At 59.3% G+C, this 18,684-nt stretch carries 21 protein-coding genes; 8 read left to right on the top strand and 13 right to left on the bottom strand.

Going from position 1 to position 18,684, the window contains the following annotated elements; all coding sequences use genetic code 11:
• The first annotated feature begins 163 nt into the window (after positions 1–163).
• From ACA049_RS21615 to ACA049_RS21605, 3 genes are all read left to right on the top strand, one after another.
• Positions 164–400: a glutaredoxin family protein gene (locus ACA049_RS21615; RefSeq protein ID WP_497329712.1), complete on the top strand. Its 237-nt coding sequence runs from the start codon at positions 164–166 to the stop codon at positions 398–400.
• Positions 401–567: 167 nt separating this feature from the next.
• Complete coding sequence (locus ACA049_RS21610; protein WP_109633580.1) at positions 568–885, top strand: transcriptional regulator; 318 nt, start codon at positions 568–570, stop codon at positions 883–885.
• A 71-nt stretch (positions 886–956) separates the two neighbouring features.
• Complete coding sequence (locus ACA049_RS21605) at positions 957–1,847, top strand: pseudouridine synthase (RefSeq protein WP_497329710.1); 891 nt, start codon at positions 957–959, stop codon at positions 1,845–1,847.
• A 69-nt stretch (positions 1,848–1,916) separates the two neighbouring features.
• Here the strand turns inward: ACA049_RS21605 and ACA049_RS21600 are convergent, their stop codons facing one another.
• The gene (locus ACA049_RS21600; RefSeq protein ID WP_109633577.1) at positions 1,917–2,138 is read right to left on the bottom strand and encodes a YgdI/YgdR family lipoprotein; all 222 of its coding nucleotides are present in this window, start codon (positions 2,136–2,138) and stop codon (positions 1,917–1,919) included.
• Positions 2,139–2,214: 76 nt separating this feature from the next.
• Positions 2,215–2,817: a molybdenum cofactor guanylyltransferase MobA gene (gene mobA, locus ACA049_RS21595; protein ID WP_497329708.1), complete on the bottom strand. Its 603-nt coding sequence runs from the start codon at positions 2,815–2,817 to the stop codon at positions 2,215–2,217.
• Positions 2,818–2,898: 81 nt separating this feature from the next.
• Between mobA and moaB the strand changes: the two genes are divergently transcribed.
• A complete protein-coding gene (moaB, locus tag ACA049_RS21590; protein WP_497329706.1) occupies positions 2,899–3,438 on the top strand; it encodes a molybdenum cofactor biosynthesis protein B in 540 nt (179 codons plus the stop codon).
• Complete coding sequence (locus ACA049_RS21585) at positions 3,422–4,648, top strand: molybdopterin molybdotransferase MoeA (RefSeq protein ID WP_497329704.1); 1,227 nt, start codon at positions 3,422–3,424, stop codon at positions 4,646–4,648. The genes moaB and ACA049_RS21585 overlap by 17 nt, the downstream gene beginning before the upstream one ends.
• Before the next feature lie 67 nt (positions 4,649–4,715).
• Here ACA049_RS21585 and ACA049_RS21580 read toward each other — a convergent pair whose 3' ends face one another.
• Positions 4,716–5,024, bottom strand: a complete 309-nt coding sequence (locus ACA049_RS21580) for a hypothetical protein (protein WP_497329702.1) — start codon at positions 5,022–5,024, stop codon at positions 4,716–4,718.
• A gap of 323 nt (positions 5,025–5,347) precedes the next feature.
• On the opposite strand from ACA049_RS21580, the gene yegS reads away from it, so the two are divergent.
• The gene (gene yegS, locus ACA049_RS21575; protein WP_497329700.1) at positions 5,348–6,265 is read left to right on the top strand and encodes a lipid kinase YegS; all 918 of its coding nucleotides are present in this window, start codon (positions 5,348–5,350) and stop codon (positions 6,263–6,265) included.
• Here yegS and ACA049_RS21570 read toward each other — a convergent pair.
• The 3 genes from ACA049_RS21570 to ACA049_RS21560 all read right to left on the bottom strand — a co-directional run bounded on the left by ACA049_RS21570 (position 6,249) and on the right by ACA049_RS21560 (position 8,691).
• Entirely contained in the window at positions 6,249–6,908 is a 660-nt protein-coding gene (locus ACA049_RS21570; protein ID WP_497329698.1) for a response regulator, read from the bottom strand. The genes yegS and ACA049_RS21570 overlap by 17 nt on opposite strands.
• The gene (locus ACA049_RS21565; protein WP_497336930.1) at positions 6,905–7,798 is read right to left on the bottom strand and encodes a sensor histidine kinase; all 894 of its coding nucleotides are present in this window, start codon (positions 7,796–7,798) and stop codon (positions 6,905–6,907) included. Before ACA049_RS21565 ends, ACA049_RS21570 begins: the two co-directional genes overlap by 4 nt.
• 422 nt (positions 7,799–8,220) lie before the next feature.
• Positions 8,221–8,691: a hypothetical protein gene (locus tag ACA049_RS21560; RefSeq protein ID WP_497329696.1), complete on the bottom strand. Its 471-nt coding sequence runs from the start codon at positions 8,689–8,691 to the stop codon at positions 8,221–8,223.
• 462 nt (positions 8,692–9,153) lie between these two features.
• Between ACA049_RS21560 and ACA049_RS21555 the strand changes: the two genes are divergently transcribed.
• Positions 9,154–10,089, top strand: a complete 936-nt coding sequence (locus ACA049_RS21555; protein WP_131060074.1) for a chemotaxis protein CheV — start codon at positions 9,154–9,156, stop codon at positions 10,087–10,089.
• A gap of 206 nt (positions 10,090–10,295) precedes the next feature.
• The gene (locus ACA049_RS21550; RefSeq protein ID WP_497329694.1) at positions 10,296–11,102 is read left to right on the top strand and encodes an MOSC domain-containing protein; all 807 of its coding nucleotides are present in this window, start codon (positions 10,296–10,298) and stop codon (positions 11,100–11,102) included.
• Between the two features lie 73 nt (positions 11,103–11,175).
• Here the strand turns inward: ACA049_RS21550 and ppnP are convergent, their stop codons facing one another.
• The 7 genes from ppnP to ACA049_RS21515 all read right to left on the bottom strand — a co-directional run bounded on the left by ppnP (position 11,176) and on the right by ACA049_RS21515 (position 18,681).
• Positions 11,176–11,460 (bottom strand): pyrimidine/purine nucleoside phosphorylase, encoded by a 285-nt coding sequence (gene ppnP, locus ACA049_RS21545; protein ID WP_010461229.1) that lies wholly within the window; start codon positions 11,458–11,460, stop codon positions 11,176–11,178.
• Positions 11,461–11,521: 61 nt separating this feature from the next.
• A complete protein-coding gene (locus ACA049_RS21540; RefSeq protein ID WP_497329692.1) occupies positions 11,522–12,070 on the bottom strand; it encodes a 3'-5' exonuclease in 549 nt (182 codons plus the stop codon).
• Positions 12,071–12,141: 71 nt separating this feature from the next.
• The gene (locus ACA049_RS21535; RefSeq protein WP_497329690.1) at positions 12,142–14,103 is read right to left on the bottom strand and encodes an acetyl/propionyl/methylcrotonyl-CoA carboxylase subunit alpha; all 1,962 of its coding nucleotides are present in this window, start codon (positions 14,101–14,103) and stop codon (positions 12,142–12,144) included.
• A gap of 110 nt (positions 14,104–14,213) precedes the next feature.
• Complete coding sequence (locus ACA049_RS21530) at positions 14,214–15,011, bottom strand: enoyl-CoA hydratase/isomerase family protein (RefSeq protein WP_497329688.1); 798 nt, start codon at positions 15,009–15,011, stop codon at positions 14,214–14,216.
• Positions 15,008–16,165: a citronellyl-CoA dehydrogenase gene (gene atuD, locus ACA049_RS21525; RefSeq protein ID WP_497329686.1), complete on the bottom strand. Its 1,158-nt coding sequence runs from the start codon at positions 16,163–16,165 to the stop codon at positions 15,008–15,010. The genes ACA049_RS21530 and atuD overlap by 4 nt, the downstream gene beginning before the upstream one ends.
• Before the next feature lie 26 nt (positions 16,166–16,191).
• Positions 16,192–17,808, bottom strand: coding sequence for a geranyl-CoA carboxylase subunit beta (gene atuC / locus ACA049_RS21520; protein WP_497329684.1), 1,617 nt, complete (start codon positions 17,806–17,808; stop codon positions 16,192–16,194).
• Positions 17,809–17,811: 3 nt separating this feature from the next.
• The gene (locus tag ACA049_RS21515; protein ID WP_497329682.1) at positions 17,812–18,681 is read right to left on the bottom strand and encodes an SDR family oxidoreductase; all 870 of its coding nucleotides are present in this window, start codon (positions 18,679–18,681) and stop codon (positions 17,812–17,814) included.
• Positions 18,682–18,684 lie beyond the last annotated feature (3 nt).

Raw genomic sequence — 18,684 nt, 5'->3', positions numbered from 1 at the left:
AAATAAACCGAGCATCGCGTAAATGGCGTCTGAAGCGACTGATATGCATCAGGGTTTTGCCGCCGCTACCGCGAATTGTGTTCCAGGGCAGAAAATTCAACGGCTCGACGGCTTTTCGGGGCAGGCCTAGAATAGGTTCTTAAATTTTTTAGGTTGAGCGCTCATGCTTCCTGAATGTCAGCTGTTCGGCACCCTGGGGTGCCATCTCTGTGAAGTGGCCGAAGCCATGCTGATGGAGTTTGTCGAACGTGGTCTGCTGGTGGAACTGGTGGATATCGCTGACGATGAAATGTGGTTTGAAGCTTACAGTTTGCGTATTCCGGTGCTACGGCGGCGTGATACCGGCGCTGAGCTGGGCTGGCCCTTCAGTGCCGACCAGGTGGTAGCGTTCCTGCGTTAATCAGTTTTTCGGTAGCGATGTCCCGTCTGTCGATCTTTGCGATTTATCCCCTTGGCTTAACCAATGCTCTTCGGATACTGTATGCGCATACAGTTATTCGTAATGTTGCCGTTTTCTTCTGGTTTTCAGGTTTGAGCAGGCAGTTCCGGGCGTAAGAGGGATACATCGTGGTCAATGTCGAACAATTGAAAAACAGCGTGAACCGGATGTCGGTCGATGTTGTGCGCGAGGCGGTCCTCGAATTGCGTCTGGATGGTCTGGTCCTGGAAGGGAAAACCCCTTTCAACAAACTGCATTTCAATACCTGTTTTGCCGAAATCGAAGCGTTGTTCCAGCGCGCGGGTTATCACCGGCAGCTGGATGTCGTGGGCTATCAGGGCTTGCTGTATGCGCTTTATGATCCGGGTCGCTGGGAAGCGGTCGATGTGTTGCGCTGGCTCAAGGAGTTCACCGAGGCGGCGGCGCGCGCGCAGATACCGGCTTGAGGATTCTCTTCTAGGTTCGTTCCGGCCACTGTTGGATAATGCTGCCCTGTACTGAGGGTCAGAGCTTTCGAATGTCCACTTCATCTTTTTCTGCTGCACACAATCAGGCCAGCACGCTCTACTTGCCGCCGGGTTCGTGGCAGACCGTACTCGATTGCCTGTGCGAACACTTCAGCGCGATCGGTCGTGAGCAATGGCTGGACAGAATTGCTCGCGGTCGCGTGCTTGACGGGCAAGGTCAACCGATTGCCATGGACCTGCGTTACAAGGAAGGCCTGCGGATTCATTACTTTCGTGAGGTGCCGGACGAGAAACCGATCCCGGTGGTCGAGTCGATCCTGTACGCAGACGACCACCTGGTGGTGGCAGACAAGCCGCATTTCCTGCCCGTGACGCCTGCTGGCGAATACGTGGAGCAGACGTTGTTAAGACGGTTGATCCGTCGACTGGATAACCCGCATCTGGTGCCATTACACCGCATCGACCGGCATACCGCGGGACTGGTGCTGTTTTCCGCGAACCCTGAGAGTCGCTCGGCTTACCAGTCATTATTTCCTACACGCCAAATCGAAAAACGCTACGAAGCAATCGCCCGCGCATTGCCTGAACTCACCTTCCCACTGGTTCATAAAAGTCGGCTGGTCGATGGCGAGCCGTTCTTTCGCATGCAGGAAGGTCCAGGCGTCAGCAACACCGAGACGGCCATCGAGGTTCGTGAGAAAAACGGCGATCTCTGGCGTTATGGACTTTATCCGGTGACCGGCAAAAAACATCAGTTGCGGGTGCACATGACCGCTTTGGGCGCCAGTATCTGCAACGACCCGTTCTACCCGCAGGTGCTCAAGGATGTCGAAGACGACTATGCCAATCCCTTGAAGCTGCTGGCTCAGGGTTTGCGGTTTGTCGATCCCGTCACAGGCCAGCAACGTGAATTCGAGAGCACCATCACCCTGCAATGGTGATCACTGTGCCTCAGACACGAAAAAGCCCGCTATAAGCGGGCTTTTCTGTATCCGGTAGTGCCGTAAAGATTACAACTCTTTAACGGTACGAACCTGATCCTTGTTGATGCGGGTTTGCTTGCCGTCCAGCTGTTCGAACTCGTAGAAACCCGATTCGTCATCGTATTTTGGCGCGTCGACGGCCTGGATTTCGCGACCGTCATTCAAGGTGATCACTGTAGGCGATGCGCAACCGGCGAGGGTCGCGAGGCCCAGTGCGAGCATGAAAGTGGCGAGGGTCCGTTGAGTCATGAGTGTGTCTCCGAATATGAATTCTTTTGGTTACTGTGCTTGAGACGTATACAACGCGCGCAAGTTCCTTCTCGTGTCAGTCTGACACAGTGTGGTGTGTGCTTAACAGCTCTGGCGTGTTGAGGTTGGCCAGCCGAGGGTCGTTGTCGGGGCATTGCAGGGCGGTTGCGCCCAGTTTGCGCATGAGTCGACCCGGGCTGCGCTCGCCGTCGTGCCATGCCTGTTCGAAATCCGCCAAGAGTGCTACGGGGATGATGCACAGCAGCGGTTCCCAATGCTCGTCATGGCGCAGCATCAACGGTTTGTCCGGATGCTGGCGGGCAGTTTCGCGCATGCTGTGGAGCAGGGCTGCATCGATGCGCGGCACGTCGCACGGCAACACCAGCAGATAGGGGTGGCGGGCGGCCTTGAGGCCTGCGCGAATACCGGCCAAGGGTCCCGGGAAGTCGCCTTCATCGTCATGGACCAGTTGATCGGCGTAAGGCGCGTATTTTTCCAGGTTCCTGTTGCAGGAGATGATCAGGTCATCGCTCAGCTCGCGGGTCTTGCGATGCAGGTGCGCGATCAGCGGCTCGCCATGCCACTCCAGCAAACCCTTGTCCTGACCGCCCATGCGTTGGCCGCGGCCACCTGCCAGGAGCAGAATGGAGCAGGGCGGCAATTGTGTATTCAAGGTCATGGCAAGTCTCCATGGGGGCGGCGAAAAAACGAGGCGCTGTGATATAACACCGGGCTGTTTATCCTACAACTGGACGAGCCTATGAAAGCCAAGGCTGATGTACCTTTCGCGCCGCTCAATATTGCGGTGTTGACGGTCAGCGATACCCGAACCCTGGAAACCGATACGTCAGGACAGATGTTCGTCGACCGTTTGAGCGCTGCCGGTCATAACCTGGCCGCTCGGGTTTTGCTTAAAGATGATCTCTACAAAATTCGTGCGCAAGTCGCCAACTGGATCGCCGAAGATGTCGTGCAGGTCGTGTTGATCACTGGCGGTACCGGCTTCACAGGGCGCGACAGCACGCCGGAAGCGGTGAGTTGCCTGCTGGACAAGCAAGTCGATGGTTTTGGGGAGTTGTTCCGACAGATTTCGGTCGCGGACATCGGCACGTCGACTGTTCAGTCCCGGGCCCTGGCAGGATTGGCCAATGGCACGCTGGTCTGCTGCTTGCCAGGTTCGACCAACGCTGTGCGCACCGGCTGGGATGGCATCCTCGCCGAACAACTGGATTCGCGGCACCGTCCGTGCAATTTCGTCGCCCACCTGAAACAGGCGGCACCCTGTGAATCCCGTGGGTAAGCCCGGCAAAACCGGCAGCCTGATGGCTGTCGAGGTGGCGCTGGCACGTTTGCTGGAAATGGCTGAGGCATCCACGATACGTGAGCGTGAGTGCTTGCCGTTGGCGCAGGTTCAAGGTCGCATACTGGCCGATGACCTGGTCTCGACGCTTGATCTGCCGCCTTGGCCGAACAGTGCCATGGACGGTTATGCCTTGCGTATCGGTGACTGGACGGGAGAGCCGTTGCTGGTCAGCCAGAAAATTTTTGCTGGCCAGGCGCCCGAACCGTTGAAGCCAGGTACCTGCGCCCGGATCTTTACCGGCGCGCCCGTGCCGGCGGGTGCCGATGGCGTCGAGATGCAGGAGAACGCCGAGGTCCTGGCGGATGAACGCGTCCGTTTTACCGAGACGATGACCTCGGGTCAAAATATTCGCCCTCAAGGCCAGGAAACCACTATCGGCGAGCTTGTTTTGCCGGCTGGCACGCGCCTCGGACCTATCGAGCAGGGCCTGGCGGCGTCGCTGGGATGCGCTGAGCTGAACGTGGTTCGCAAGATTTGTGTTGCGGTCCTGTCAACCGGAGATGAGTTGATAGAGCCGGGCCAGCCCCTTGGGCCGGGACAGATATACAACAGTAATCGTGTGTTGCTGTGCAGTTGGTTGCAGCGCTTGGGCTGTGAAGTGATCGATGCCGGAATTCTTCCAGATGATTTACCGACCACTCGTGCCCGTCTTGGCGAATTGAAGGATGTCGACTTGATCCTTTCTACCGGCGGCGTGTCTGTGGGAGAGGCCGATTTCCTGGGCATTGCCTTGCGCGAAGAGGGCGAGTTGACCTTGTGGAAACTCGCCATCAAACCGGGTAAGCCGCTGACGTTCGGGCATTTTCGCGGCGTCCCTGTGATCGGCTTGCCCGGCAACCCGGCATCGACGCTGGTTACGTTCGCCTTGTTGGCCAGACCCTATCTCTTGCGCCGCCAAGGTGTGAAAGAGGTTGAGCCGTTGAAGTTCCAGGTGCCGGCAGGGTTCGACTGGCCCAAGGCCGGTAATCGCCGAGAGTATTTGCGTGGGCGCCTGGAGAATGGTCGGGCAATCATCTACAAGAACCAGAGTTCTGGGGTGCTTCGCAGTGCCGCCTGGGCTGATGGCCTGGTTGAAGTGCTGGAAGACCGCACGCTGATCGAAGGTGATTACGTTAACTTCATTCCGTTGAGTGAAGTCCTGAGCTGATCCCGTCGACAGTCTTGCCACGCAAGCCCGGGCGATCGCGCCGGGGGCTTGCGTGCATGGCTAGCGTTTAACGCGCCAGAAGTGAAACGACCTGATCGAAGCGGCTGTTGGCGACCCAGCCCAACAGCCCCAGGACAACGGCTGTTCCACCTGCGGAATAGGCCAGCCGGTGTTTGATGGATTTAACATCACCACGGACCTCTTCCATGTCTCTTCGGATGTATTTGAGGTGTGTCTCGAGTTCAATGACGCGAGGTTCCATATCAACTCCTGCGGCGGGTTTTGCGCTGTTATTGAATTCAGCCTGATGAGTGGCGCGACTTTCTGCCAATGGCGCGACCTGACTGACCGGTAACCTCATGTCATGACTTTGCATGGACTAAAACGCTCCTTGCACTGAAGCCCTTTGGGTGGTCAGCACTATCGTTGATTGCGCTTTGTGTGGCCCTTGAAGAGGGTCTACTCATGGTTTGCACATCCCTGTGTGTTTAATGTTGATGACTGATGCTGCGGACACCAAGGTGTACCAATCGCCAAGGTTGGTCAATTGAGCCGATTCCGCACATCTTGTAAGAAAATATCCCGCCCTGTAGGACCGCAAGGCATCGCGCCTCAAAAAAATTCAAATCCATGCGACTTTTATAGGGGCTGGTGAGGTCAACATCTCCCATACGGATTCCAAACACGGGAGCGACAATAATGAGTGAGCGCAAGGCGCTGTTGATTCTGCATGGCAAGCAGGCACTCAACGAGGAGGTCCGTGCGGCCGTCGACGTCAAACGCCAGCAGGGCTGGGAGTTGGCGGTCCGAGTGACCTGGGAGGCAGGGGACGCGCAGCGGCTGGTGGAAGAAGCGCTGAGCGCTGGCTATACGCAACTCATTGCCGGTGGCGGTGATGGCACCTTGCGCGATATCGCCGAAGCCATGGCTGCACAGTCGACGCAGGCCAGTCTGGTGCTGATGCCGCTGGGCACCGCCAATGATTTTGCCCGCGCCGCCGGTGTGCCGCTGGAACCCGCTCTGGCGCTGGACCTTCTGGAAGCAACCCCGCACGCGATTGATCTGGGGGAAGTGGGCGGACAGGTCTTTTTGAACATGGCCACCGGCGGCTTTGGTAGCCAGGTCACGGCGAACACCTCGGAAGACTTGAAAAAAGTCCTCGGCGGCGCAGCTTATCTGTTCACCGGCCTATCGCGCTTCAGCGAGTTGCACGCTGCCTACGGCGAGTTGCAGGGGCCGGACTTTCATTGGAGCGGTGAGCTGTTGGCCTTGGGGATCGGCAACGGTCGGCAGGCGGGCGGTGGTCATGTGCTGTGCCCGGAGGCGCTGGCTGACGATGGTCTGCTGGATATCAGCATTTTGCCTGCGCCGCAGGAAGTGGTCAGTACCTTGAAAACGCTGCTGGCCGATGGCTTCGGCATCGACAACATGTTTGTGCGAGCGCGCCTGCCCTGGGTCGAGATCAAGGTCTCGGAGGGCCTCTATATCAATCTGGATGGCGAGCCTATTGAGGGTGAGAGCCTGCGATTCTCGGCGCGTCCAGCGGCATTGCGCGTGCATTTGCCGCAGGACTCGCCGCTGCTGAGCGCTTCGAAAACGGCTAGTCGTCCAGACTGATGATTTGCTCGCGCACGGCAAACAGAACCAGGCCTGCCACGTCGTAGATCTGCAAGCGCTTCATGATCTGCGAGCGGTGGGTTTCAACGGTTTTGATACTGAGACCCAGGCCATTGGCGATTTCCCGGGTGGATTTGCCACGAACAATCAGTCGCAGGATTTCCAGCTGACGGGCCGTCAGGTTGTGCGAATCTGGAGGCTCTGGCTGGTGTTTCTGGTTGCGGATAAGCGCCTGGTTGATGACGGTGTGGGCAATGGCCGGGCTCAGGTAGCGTTCATTGTTGCGCAAGGCATCCAGGGCATGTTCCAGCTCGGTGGCCGTGGTGTCCTTGAGCAAATAGCCATGAGCACCGGACTCAAGCGCCTGCATGATGAGGGCAGGGTCGGTGTGCATCGACAGGATCAGCACCTTGCTTTGCGGGCGTACCCGCTTGAGCCGTTGCAAGGCTTCAAGGCCGCCGGTCTCCTTCATGGAGATATCCAGCAGAACAATGTCAGGCGCCAGCTTCTCGACCATCTCGAGTAACTGCGAGCCGTCATTGGCCTCGCCAATGACCGCGTAGCCGGGAATATCCAGCACCAGAGCGCGCACGCCTGCCCTGATAAGCGAGTGGTCATCCACCAGAAGTAAGTTACAAGTCAATGCAAAACCTTATTCGTACTGGCCCGTTCGAGCGCACGGGGCGCCCACGGAAAGAGTGCTTCGATTTGAGTGCCTTTGCCCGGCTCGCTGGTCACGGCCAGGGTACCGCCCAGCTGATCGACCCGTTCCACCATTCCGGCCATCCCGCGCTGGCCCTCGCGACCGGGGTCGGCTGCCGGCGCGAACCCCAGGCCATCATCGCTGATCAACAGCGTCAAACCCTGGGGCATGCGTTGCAGCCGGATCAACAAGTTATTGGCTTCGGCGTGGCGCAAAATATTAGTCACCGCTTCCTGGGTAATTCGAAAGGCCGCCACTGCCATTTCTTCCGGTATGCCGGTCAAGCGTTGATGGCATTCCAGGCTCCAGTGTATCGAGGTATTGGCCAGGGTCTTGAGCAAATGTGCACGCAAACTGGCCTCCAGTCCGAGACTGGCCAACTGCCTGGGATTGAGAATGGCGGAGACATCACGAACCTTGTTCAGGGTTTCATCCAGTGTGTCGCAGAGTACCGAACACTGGCCTTGCATGTCTTCAGGCATCCGGCGTCTGAGCCATTCACTTTGAAGTTTTGCAGCGGTCAGTAATTGGCCGATGTCGTCATGCAATTCTCGACTGAGTCGGTGACGTTCATTTTCCTGCACTTCCAGCAAACGGTCGGCCAGCTCTTGCGGCTGAAATTTTATCGACTTGCGAGAGAGGCAATGTTGCACCCAGATGCAGGCGAGTGCCGCCAGATTGAGTACCAGCAGGCTCACCGGCAGTGGAACAGACAGGCTGAAGGCCAGCAAGCTGCCCAAGGCCGAACTGGTGCACAGCACAAGCGTGAACCGTCGCGCGTTTTTTTGGGAGGGTGGCCACACGGTAATTGACTTGAGACTGGCGTACATAGCGGATGGAGCCAATGGATGTTCGCTGCGGGCAGACCGGCCATAGAGGTTGACGGGTCTCTGTCTGAAAATCTGTAGTGACTCGTCTCAAGCAGTGCGGTCCAGGGTTGAAACTACAGCCTTTCAACTTATTGGGCTGTGTTCATCTGAAATCACTTTGCCATTAATTGGCGTCAACTAATGGTCGGCATAATACCACTTAAGATACCGTTGGTCGCGTTTGCTATATATGTCTATTCGGTCAGGAATTAAAGCTCTGGACGATAGTTCCACAATGGAAAAAGTTTTACGAAGTGGATTGTTATTTGAATCGAACTGTCGTTGACAGGTATGAAATATTCAATTGCGACATGAGCGCACTCAAGTTAATGAGCGGCATCATGGCAATAAGAATACGCAACACGGCAGTGCTATCTGGCGAATTAAGCCTGGTGCTCCGAATAGGAAACGAGCGTGAACGGTTTGGAATTAACCGGCAGCTGAAAATGACTTTGTCCAACCTGGAACGCAAAAGCTTCGATCAGGGAAGTCTGTTCACTGTCATCCAGGCTGAGTTGGCCGGTGGTCTGATCGATGAGCTCGAGTTGCCAGGCCATCAGCGTAAAGCAGTCTTTCAGTGCACCCAAGGCTTGATCGTGCAGTTCCATGTGGCTTTGGGCGTGGTTCAGCAAACCATGAATGTGCAGCGAAAATTCAGACACCGCTTCCAGTGCCAGGGCGTCGGCTTTGCTGGCCAGTTTGAGCAGGCTGCTGAGCATGCAATCGATTGCGTCTCTGTCATTGCTGATCAACTGCAGGTGGCTAAGGCACTCCTCCGATTTGGCCAGAAGTGTTTCAGCCTCGACGAGGAACTCCGGGAAGCGCTGAGCCCACTGTTTAGGGTCGTTCGCCATGCTTATCTCCACAACGTCATGTCAAATGAGGGGATGTCGTGTGTGTCGACGAAGATTCCCAACGTCCAGACGCTGCCGTGCCGGCATGAGATCGCGCTCCGGCAGGCCTGGGCGCAGGCTGGGGAACTCGAGAGGGTGGATGGCCACTTACCTGCGATCGCACACAAAAGCCTGACTCCGTTCATGCAATGAGAATGGCGTCACATTAATGGCTATTGGATATTGCGAATATCAGGTTGGGCCTGATTGTTACTAGGGGAATCCCTTACACAGGGGAACCTTACGTGCAAACCGAGGTCGCGCCGCAGGTGATGGAGCAGATGAAATCACGGCGCCAGTAAAGCATGATGTTAATGTGACATCAATGCCTGATCGTGGCATTTTGTCTCAGGGTCAAGGTCTGGCAAAAACAGCCGATAACCCTCTTTAGTGAATTCATCAGTACAAGCCCAGGAGTCATTAATGGCCGGCATTCTCGACACGGTAGACCAACGCACGCAACTGGTGGGTGAGAATCGCCTGGAAATTCTCATGTTCCGGCTGGCCGGTCGTCAATTGTTCGCGATCAACGTCTTCAAAGTGCAGGAAGTGTTGCAACTGCCGAAGCTGACCCTGATGCCCCAGCGCCATCCGTTTGTCTGCGGCGTGGTCAACCTGCGTGGCCAGACCTTGCCGGTGATCGACCTGTCCCAGGCAATCGGCATGCGTCCGCTGGTGCCAAGCCCTACCAGCACGATCATTGTCACCGAGTACAACCGTTCGGTGCAGGCGTTCCTGGTCGGCGGCGTGGACCGCATCGTCAACATGAACTGGGAAGCCATTCTGCCGCCGCCGACCAGCGCCGGCCGCCAGCATTACCTGACTGCCATCAGCAAGGTCGACGATCAGTTGGTGGAAATCATCGACGTCGAAAAAGTCCTGGCCGAAATCGTGCCTTACAACGCCAAGGTCTCGCGTGAAAAACTCGACGACCCGGTGCTTGAACGCGCCCGTGGCCGTGAAGTGCTGCTCGTGGACGACTCCAACGTAGCCCTTTCGCAATTACGCGACACCCTGGGCCAGCTGGGCGTGAAGATGCACATCGCCAGCGACGGCTTGAAGGCACTGAACATGCTCAAGGCCTGGGCCGATACGGGCGTGTCGATGACCGACAAACTGCTGATGGTCTTTACCGACGCGGAAATGCCGGAAATGGACGGCTATCGCCTGACCACCGAAATCCGTAACGACCCGCGCCTGCGCGGCCTCTACGTGGTGCTGCACACGTCGCTGTCGGGCAGCTTCAACGACTCGATGGTCAAGAAAGTCGGCTGCGACAATTTCCTCTCCAAGTTCCAGCCGGACAAACTCGTCGACGTCGTGCGCCAGCGCCTGATGCTTGACGAAGTGCCCGCCTGATAAAGATGTAAAGGCTGCACGCGATCTACCTGTGGGAGCGGGCTTGCTCGCGAATGCGATTTAACATTCAGCATTCATGTCGACTGTCCCGCCGCCTTCGCGAGCAAGCCCGCTCCCACAATGTATGCAGTGTCCAATGCTCAGCCCTTTGATTCGGCGATCAAGCTCGTATAGGGTGGCGTTTTTTGCCCATCAGGGAGCTGGCCATGTTGCGTCTGAGCGCGCTTTACCGTTATCCGTTGAAATCCGGCAAGGGCGAGCCCCTGCAACAGGTCAGCCTCGACAAACTGGGTCTGGACGGTGATCGACGCTGGATGCTCGTGGACGAGGCCAGCGGGCGTTTCCTGACCCAGCGTGCGGTGGGGCAGATGAGTCAGTTGTCGGCGTTGTGGAATGCCGACGGCGGCTTGACCCTCAGTGCGCCCGGGCGCTCACCCATCGACATTGCCTTGCCAGGCAGCGCCGCTGAACTGCGCGGTGTGACGATCTTCAAAGACAGTCTGCGCGTGCCCGATGCCGGTGATGAGGCCGGCGCCTGGGTAAGCGAGTTCATCGGAAAGCCCACGCGACTGGTACAAATTCCTCTGGATCGCGCGCGCACCACGCAAGCGGGCTACGGCCGTGACGACGATCAAGTGGCGTTCGCCGATGGCTTTCCGCTGCTGCTGATCGGGCAGGCGTCGCTGGAAGACCTCTCGCAAAAGGTCGGGCGTCCGCTGGAAATGCTGCGCTTTCGACCGAATCTGGTGATCGAGGGCAGCGAGGCGTTTGCCGAAGACAGCTGGAAGCGTATCCGCATCGGCGATGTCGAGTTCCGCGTGGTCAAGTCCTGTTCGCGCTGCATCCTGACCACCATCGACCCGCAAACCGGTCAGCGCAGCGATGATCGCGAACCTCTGGCCACGTTGCAGAAATACCGTTCCGAAGCCGACGGTGCGATGTTCGGGCAGAACCTGGTCAACGACAGCAACGGCCAACTTGAAGTCGGTATGCCGGTGACGATCCTGGAATAAAACACCCTGAACGAAAAATGCCCGCGTCCCAAAAGGACGCGGGCATTTTTTTGTCCCTGTGAAGTCCGGGGGTTTAGCCGCGGTATTCGCACAGGTAAGCGGTGTCGACGGCCACTTTCAGCTGGAACTTGCTGTTGGCAGGCACATTGAACTGGCTGCCGGCGGCGAAGGTTTCCCAATCGGTGCTGTCAGGCAGCTTGACGGTCAGGGCGCCGGTTACCACGTGCATGATTTCACGTTGGCTGGTGCCGAATTCGTATTCGCCCGGAGCCATGACGCCGATGGTCGCAGGACCTTCAGCGGTGCCAAAGGCGATCGACTTGACGGTGCCGTCGAAGTACTCGTTGACTTTAAACATGGGCGATTCCTCGAAAAGGGCTAAAAAGGGCCGGCCAGTATGCACAAGGCCTTGAACGCCGTCACCTCTCCAGGGGCAGAACCTGTGGCAACAGACGCGCCGTATTACGCGCATCTTCCAGCGCCCGATGCTGTTGGCCATTGAACTGCATGCCCGCCAGTTGCAGCGCGCCGTTGAGCCCCAGCGGGCGTTCCAGGCGTCGGGCCTTGGCAAAGCGCTGTTTGAGATTCATGTGCGGCACGCTGGCAAGAATGCTGTCCAGTTGCAGCCGCTGCCATTCCTGAAGCAGTTGCTTGCGATCGTAATCGCCCCAACTGGCCCAGCCCTCCAGCTCCGATTGATGGCGCCCGAGCCATTGCTCGAACGACGGCCAGACTTCGTTTAGCGTCTGCGCGTTGTCGACGTTGGCCTGGGTGATGTGCGTCAGTTCCCGGCAAAACGGCGTCAGCAGCGGGCGCCGCAACGGCTGTACGAAGCACTGGAAAAAATCCACTTCGCGTCCTTTGCGGTCCACGAGGGTGGCACCGATTTCGATGATTTCCATTTCCGTTACTGGCCAGCCACCGTCATCGGTGGTGGCTTCCAGATCGATCACCAGCCAGTGAGGCATTGCAGGGTTCCTGGTATCCGCGTCCTGATAGGGCTTGAGCGTAGCCAAAGCCGGCGGATCCGCCTAGCAGCTTATTCGACCTCCAATAAAATCTGACGATTCTTGACCTGATCGCCGACCCGGACCTGCAAGCGTTTCAACACCCCGTCGATACCTGATTTAAGTGGATGTTCCATTTTCATCGCTTCGAGCACCACCAGCAGCTGACCTTTGCTGACCGGGCTGCCCTCGCTGACCAGTACGTCGACGATTGCCCCGTCCATGGGCGCCTTGAGGGTGCCGGAGCTGACGCTGGCCTGGCTGCTGACCAGCGCTTGAGTTCGATCGACCAGGCGCAGACTGCCGGGGCGGGTGAACAGCCAGAGTTGCCCGGCCGCGAGGCGGTAGGCATGGCGTTGGCGAATGCCATCGATTATCAGTGTGGCCCAGTGCCCGTCGCACTGGATGACCTTCAATTCGACGGTTCGGTCGCCGATGTGCAAACGGTACGGTGCATCAGGCGCTGCGTTCAATGCCACCGGCCAGTCCCGATCCTCCAAGCCGATGCGGTAATGCAGAGGCACGCTGGCGTTGTTCCGCCAGCCAGCCAGCGGAGCGGGATGAGCCTGCGCTGACGCGTGATAGAACAATGCAGCGGCAATCGCCAGTTCTTCAGCGCTTGGAACCGGCGGATGCAGACAAGGATGGTCGGCGAAACAGTTCGGGATGAACCCGGTGCTGAATTCGCCGCTGATGAATTGCGGGTGTTGCAGCAGGCTGGCGAGCAAGCGTTGATTGCTTTGTACGCCCAGCAGCACGCTGTCCTGCACAGCCCGCAGCAGCTTGCGCCGAGCCTCTTCACGGGTCGCGCCATGGGCGATGATCTTGCCCAGCAGCGGATCGTAGAACGGGCTGATGTCCTGGCCTTCGATCAAGCCATGATCGATCCGTACACCCTCCTGCAACGCAGGTTCCCACGCCTCGATTCGCCCGGTTTGCGGCAGAAAGCCCTGTGCCGGATCTTCTGCGTACAAACGCACTTCCATGGCATGCCCGTTGAGCTGCACGTCTTCCTGTTTCAAAGGCAGCGGCAGGCCCTCGGCGACGTGCAACTGCCAAGCCACCAGGTCGAGACCGGTGATCAATTCGGTCACCGGGTGTTCCACTTGCAGGCGGGTGTTCATCTCCAGAAAGTAGAACTGCCCGCGCGCATCCAGCAGGAATTCCACGGTGCCGGCACCCACGTAATTCACGGCGCGCCCGGCCTTGAGCGCCGCTTCGCCCATGGCCTGGCGCAACTCGCTGGTCATCACCGGGCAGGGCGCTTCTTCGATGACTTTCTGGTGGCGGCGCTGGATCGAACAGTCGCGCTCGCCGAGGTAGATCAGGTTGCCATGCTGGTCGCCGAACACCTGAACCTCGACGTGACGCGGATCGATCAGCGCTTGTTCGAGGATCAATTCATCGCTGCCAAACCCGTGCAAGGCTTCGGAGCGTGCGGTTCGTAGTTGTTCCAGCAAATCGTCGGCGCTGTGCACCAGGCGCATGCCGCGTCCGCCCCCGCCGGCGCTGGCCTTGATCATCAGCGGGTAGCCGATGCGTGCGGCTTCGCGGCTCAGGGTCGCGTCGTCCTGTTCGGCGCCCTGATAGCCTTTGATGCACGGCACACCGGCCGCGAGCATGGCGAGTTTCGACAGGCGTTTGCTGCCCATCAACTCGATCGCTTCGGGGCTCGGGCCGATGAAGGTGATGCCGGCGTGTTGGCAGGCGAGGGCGAACTCGGCGTTTTCCGAGAGGAAACCGTAGCCGGGATGGATCGCGTCGGCACCGCTGCGCCGGGCGGCGTCGATGATTGCCGGGATATTCAGGTAGGACTGCTGCACCGGGGCCGGGCCGATGTTGACGGCTTCGTCGGCCATTTGGACGTGCAGGGCATCGGCGTCGGCATCGCTGAACACGGCAACGGTGCGGTAGCCCAGAGCGTGGGCGGTGCGCTGGATGCGGCAGGCGATTTCGCCGCGGTTGGCGATGAGGATTTTGCTGAGTCCGGGCATGGGTTGTTCCCTGAATTTTGCGGTGAAAGTGATGGCCTCATCGCGGGCAAGCCTCGCTCCTACAAGGGCATCATCAACCTCTGTAGGAGCGAGGCTTGCCCGCGAAGCTTTTAAGAGGCCCACCCCGGTTTACGTTTTTGCACGAAAGCCATCGTCCCCTCGACCCCTTCCGCCCCGGTCACCGCTTCGCTGAACCACTCGGCCGCTTCATCCAGCAACGCGTCCGAGGGCTGTCCTGCACTCGCCAGCAACAGTTTTTTCGTCGTGGCATTTGCCCCCGGCGCGCAGCACAACACATGGGCGAGGATTTCATCGAGGCGCTCGGCCAAGGCCTGCGCGTCATGCTCGACAAAATGCACCAGGCCCATGCGCCGCGCCTGGGTGCCATCGAACCGCGCGGCCGTCAGTGCCAGTCGACGTGCCTGGGTCAGGCCGATGCGCTGGACCACAAACGGCGCGATCTGCGCGGGCAGCAGGCCAAGGCTGGTTTCCGGCAGACCGAACTGCGCGTTGTGATCGGCCAGGGCCACATCGCTGACGCAGGCCAGCCCCAATCCGCCGCCGAGCACCGCGCCTTGCAGTACGGTAATCACCACTTGCGGCGCGTGTTGCACTTCTTGCAGCAAAGCGCCGAACGCCCGGTTCAAGTCGCGATAGGCCTGCGAGCCTTGAGCGCGGGCATTGGCCATGTCCTTGATGTCGCCGCCGGCACAAAAATGTCCACCGGCACCACCGATCACCAGTGCACGAACGGCTCGATCATCACGCACCGCGGCCAGCACCGCACGCAGTTCGGCGACCATCTGCAAGCTCATGGCGTTGCGGCTTTCCGGACGATTGAGGGTGATGTGCAGCACACCATTATGGGATTCGAGCAGCAAGGTCTGGCACACCGGCAGGGCGCTCATTTCTTTTTCCCCGGCAGGATGCCCATGAGCTTGCAGATGATCCCCAGCATGATTTCGTCGGCGCCGCCGCCAATCGAGACCAGCCGCACATCGCGGTACGCGCGGGCCACCGGGTTGTCCCACATGAAGCCCATGCCGCCCCAATATTGCAGGCAGCTGTCGCTGACTTCGCGGCCCAGGCGCCCGGCCTTGAGTTTGGCCATCGACGCCAGGCGCGTGACGTCCTGACCTTTGATGTATTGCTCGGTGGCCTGATAGACCAGCGCTCGCAAGCATTCGATTTCGGTTTGCAGTTCGGCCAGGCGGAAGTGAATGACCTGGTTGTCGATCAGCGCGCTGCCAAAGGTTTTGCGCTCCTTGCAGTACTCGATGGTGCTGTCGACGCAGTATTCCAGGCCCTTGATCATGTTCGCCGCGCCGAACAGTCGTTCCTCCTGGAACTGCAGCATCTGCATCATGAAGCCCGCGCCTTCGTGGCCGATGCGGTTGCGTTGCGGCACGCGCACATTGTCGAAAAACACTTGGGCGGTTTCCGAGCTGCGCATGCCGAGCTTGTCCAGGTGCGAGCTGAGGCTGATGCCCGGGGTGTTCATCGGCACCATGATCAGCGACTTGTTGACGTGCGGTTTGTCGTCCGAGGTGTTGGCCAGCAGGCAGATGAAATCGGCGCTCGGCGAGTTGGTGATCCACATTTTGCTGCCGTTGATCACGTAGTCGTCGCCGTCCTTGCGGGCGGTGGTTTTCAACCCGGCGACGTCGGAACCGGCGCCGACTTCCGAGACGCCGATGCAGCCGACCTGTTCACCGGTAATGGCCGGACGGAGGAATTCTTCGCGCAGTTCATCTGAGCCGAAACGGGCGAGGGCTGGGGTGCACATGTCGGTCTGCACGCCGATGGACATCGGAATCCCGCCGCAGTGAATGGTGCCGAATTCTTCGGCCGCGACGATCGAGTAGCTGTAGTCGAGGCCCATCCCCCCGAATTTTTCCGGTTTGGAAATCCCCAGCAAACCGAGATCGCCGGCCTTGCGGAAGATCTCGTGGATCGGAAAGCGCCCGGCCTTCTCCCATTCCTCGACGTGCGGATTGATCTCGTGCTCGACGAATTGGCGGACCGTGCGACGCAGTGCTTCGTGTTCCTGGGTGAAGATCATTTTTATTGTTCTCCTGTGATCCGCGATCAGAATCTCGCGACGCCAAAACTGTTGGTTTGCAGCGGCCGCACATCGGCCTCGTGACAGATGTCCAGCAAGTAACCGAGCAAGGTCCGGGTATCCCGCGGATCGATCAGCCCGTCGTCCCACAGGTTGGCGCTGCCGTACAGCGCAGTGGACTGGCTGTCGAGTTTCTGCGCGGTGACCTGTTCCAGCATGTCGAGCATCTTTGGATCGGGCACCAAGCCGTCCTTGAGCTGCTTGGCTTCGGTGACGATTCGCAGCACCTTGCCGGCCTGTGCGCCGCCCATGACGGCGGTGCGGCTGTTAGGCCAGGCGAAGATGAAACGCGGGTCGAGGCCGCGCCCGCACATCGCGTAGTTGCCGGCGCCATAGGAGCCGCCGACGACGATGGTCAGTTTGGGCACCCGGGCGTTGGCCACCGCCTGGATCATCTTCGCGCCGTGCTTGATCACGCCTTGCTGTTCCGATTCGGTGCCGACCATGAACCCGGTGGTGTTGTGGAAAAACAGCAGCGGCGTCCGGCTCTGGTCACACAGCTGAATGAACTGCGCCGCTTTGCTCGCACCTTTGGGGGTGATCGGGCCGTTGTTGCCAATGAATCCGCAGGCGCGACCCTGAATGTGTAAATGGCCGCAAATGGTCTGCTGATCGAACTCACCCTTGAACTCAAGGAAGCTCGAACCGTCGGCAATCCTCGCGATGATTTCGCGCACGTCATAGGGTTTTTTCGGGTCGTCGGGAATCAGCCCGAGCAACTCGTCGATCGAGTAGAGCGGGTCTTCCCAGTACCGGGCAGGTGCTGCCGGCAACCGTGCATTCCACGACAGCAGGCTGACGATCTCGCGCACCTGGCGCACGCCATCGGCATCGTTCTCGGCCAGGTATTCGGCGGTGCCGGCGGTTTGCGCGTGCATCTCGGCGCCGCCCAGTTCTTCATCGGTGGCGACTTCACCGGTAGCGGCTTTGAGCAGCGGCGGGCCGGCCAGAAACAGCTTCGCCTTGCCACGCACCACCACCACATAATCCGAGAGCCCCGGCTGATAAGCGCCGCCCGCCGTGGCCGAGCCGTGGACCACGGTGATCTGCGGCAGGCCCATGGCCGACATCCGCGCCTGATTTGCAAAGCTGCGTGCACCTTCGACGAAAATCTCGGCGGCGTAATTGAGGTTGGCGCCGCCGCTCTCGGCGAGGGTGATCACCGGCAGTTTGTTCTCCATGGCGATCTGTTGCAGGCGCAGGGACTTTTTCAGGCCGCTGGGGGAAATGGTCCCGCCCTTGATTGCGCTGTTGTTCGCCACCACCAGCACCCGCACGCCGGACACGTAGCCGATGCCGGCGATCAAGCCACCACCGGCCGAGCTGCCGTCCTTGTCGTCGTGCAGTTTGTAGCCGGCCAGGCTCGCCAGTTCGAGGAATGGCGCACCGGGGTCGAGCAGCAGATTGAGGCGTTCACGGGGCAGCAACTGGCCGCGCTTGTCGAATTTGGGCTTGGCTTCAGCGGCCTTGTTCAGCAGGTTGTGTTCGAGCTGGCGCACCTGCTCGATGCCGACCAGCATGGCCGTACGGTTCTGCGCGAATGGTTCGCTGAACGGGTCGACTTGGGACTGGATCACCGGCATGGCTTATTCCTTGTCCTTGAGTACGTCAGGTAAATAGGCGCGATGGAAACCGTTGTACGACTCACTGTTCGTAGCCTTGTGAATCGGCCACGCCCGCCCGCCAAGGCTCGCCGCACCGTCGATGCGCAGGGTGCTGCCGCTGATGAATCCCGCCGCCGGGCTGAGCAGGAACACAATCGCCGCGCTGACTTCCGATTCAGTGCCGATGCGCTTGAGCGGCACGTGCTCGCGCAAGGTTGGAATCACCGCTTTGAACGCGCCTTCGTAGGTGTCCATGCCGCTCGACGCCACCCAGCCCGGCGCCACCGCGTTGACCCGCACCCCGGCATAACCCCATTCGAAAGCGGCGGTCTTGGTGAGATTGTCCATGCCCGAACGCGCCGCGCCCGAGTGGCCCATGCCGGGCATGCCGCCCCACATGTCGGCGAGCATGTTGACGATGGCGCCACCGTGTTTGCTCATCGACTGATTGAACACTTCCCGGGCCATCAGGAAACCGCCCACCAGATTGGTGCGCATCACCGTTTCGAAACCCTTTTGATTGATCGAGGCCAGCGGCGACGGGTATTGCCCGCCGGCATTGTTGACCAGCCCGTGAATCGGCCCGTGCTTGCGGATCAACTCGCTGACCAGATGCGTGACCGCTTCTTCTTCACGAATATCGCAGGTGGCCCAATCTGCCTTGCCGCCGTCTTCGGTAATCTCGGCGGCGACGCTTTTCAGCTTGTCAGCCTTGCGCCCGACCAGCAGCACATGGGCACCGAGGGCCGCCAGTTCGTGTGCGGTGCAGCGACCGATGCCGCTGCCGCCACCGGTGACGATGATGTTTTGGCCTGCAAACAAGTCGGCTTTGAAAATCGAATCGTACGCCATGGC

The organism is Pseudomonas sp. LBUM1662 (genome assembly GCF_059695915.1).
Note: the sequence above shows the minus strand (reverse complement) of the source record. Positions and strands in the feature narration are given on the sequence as shown.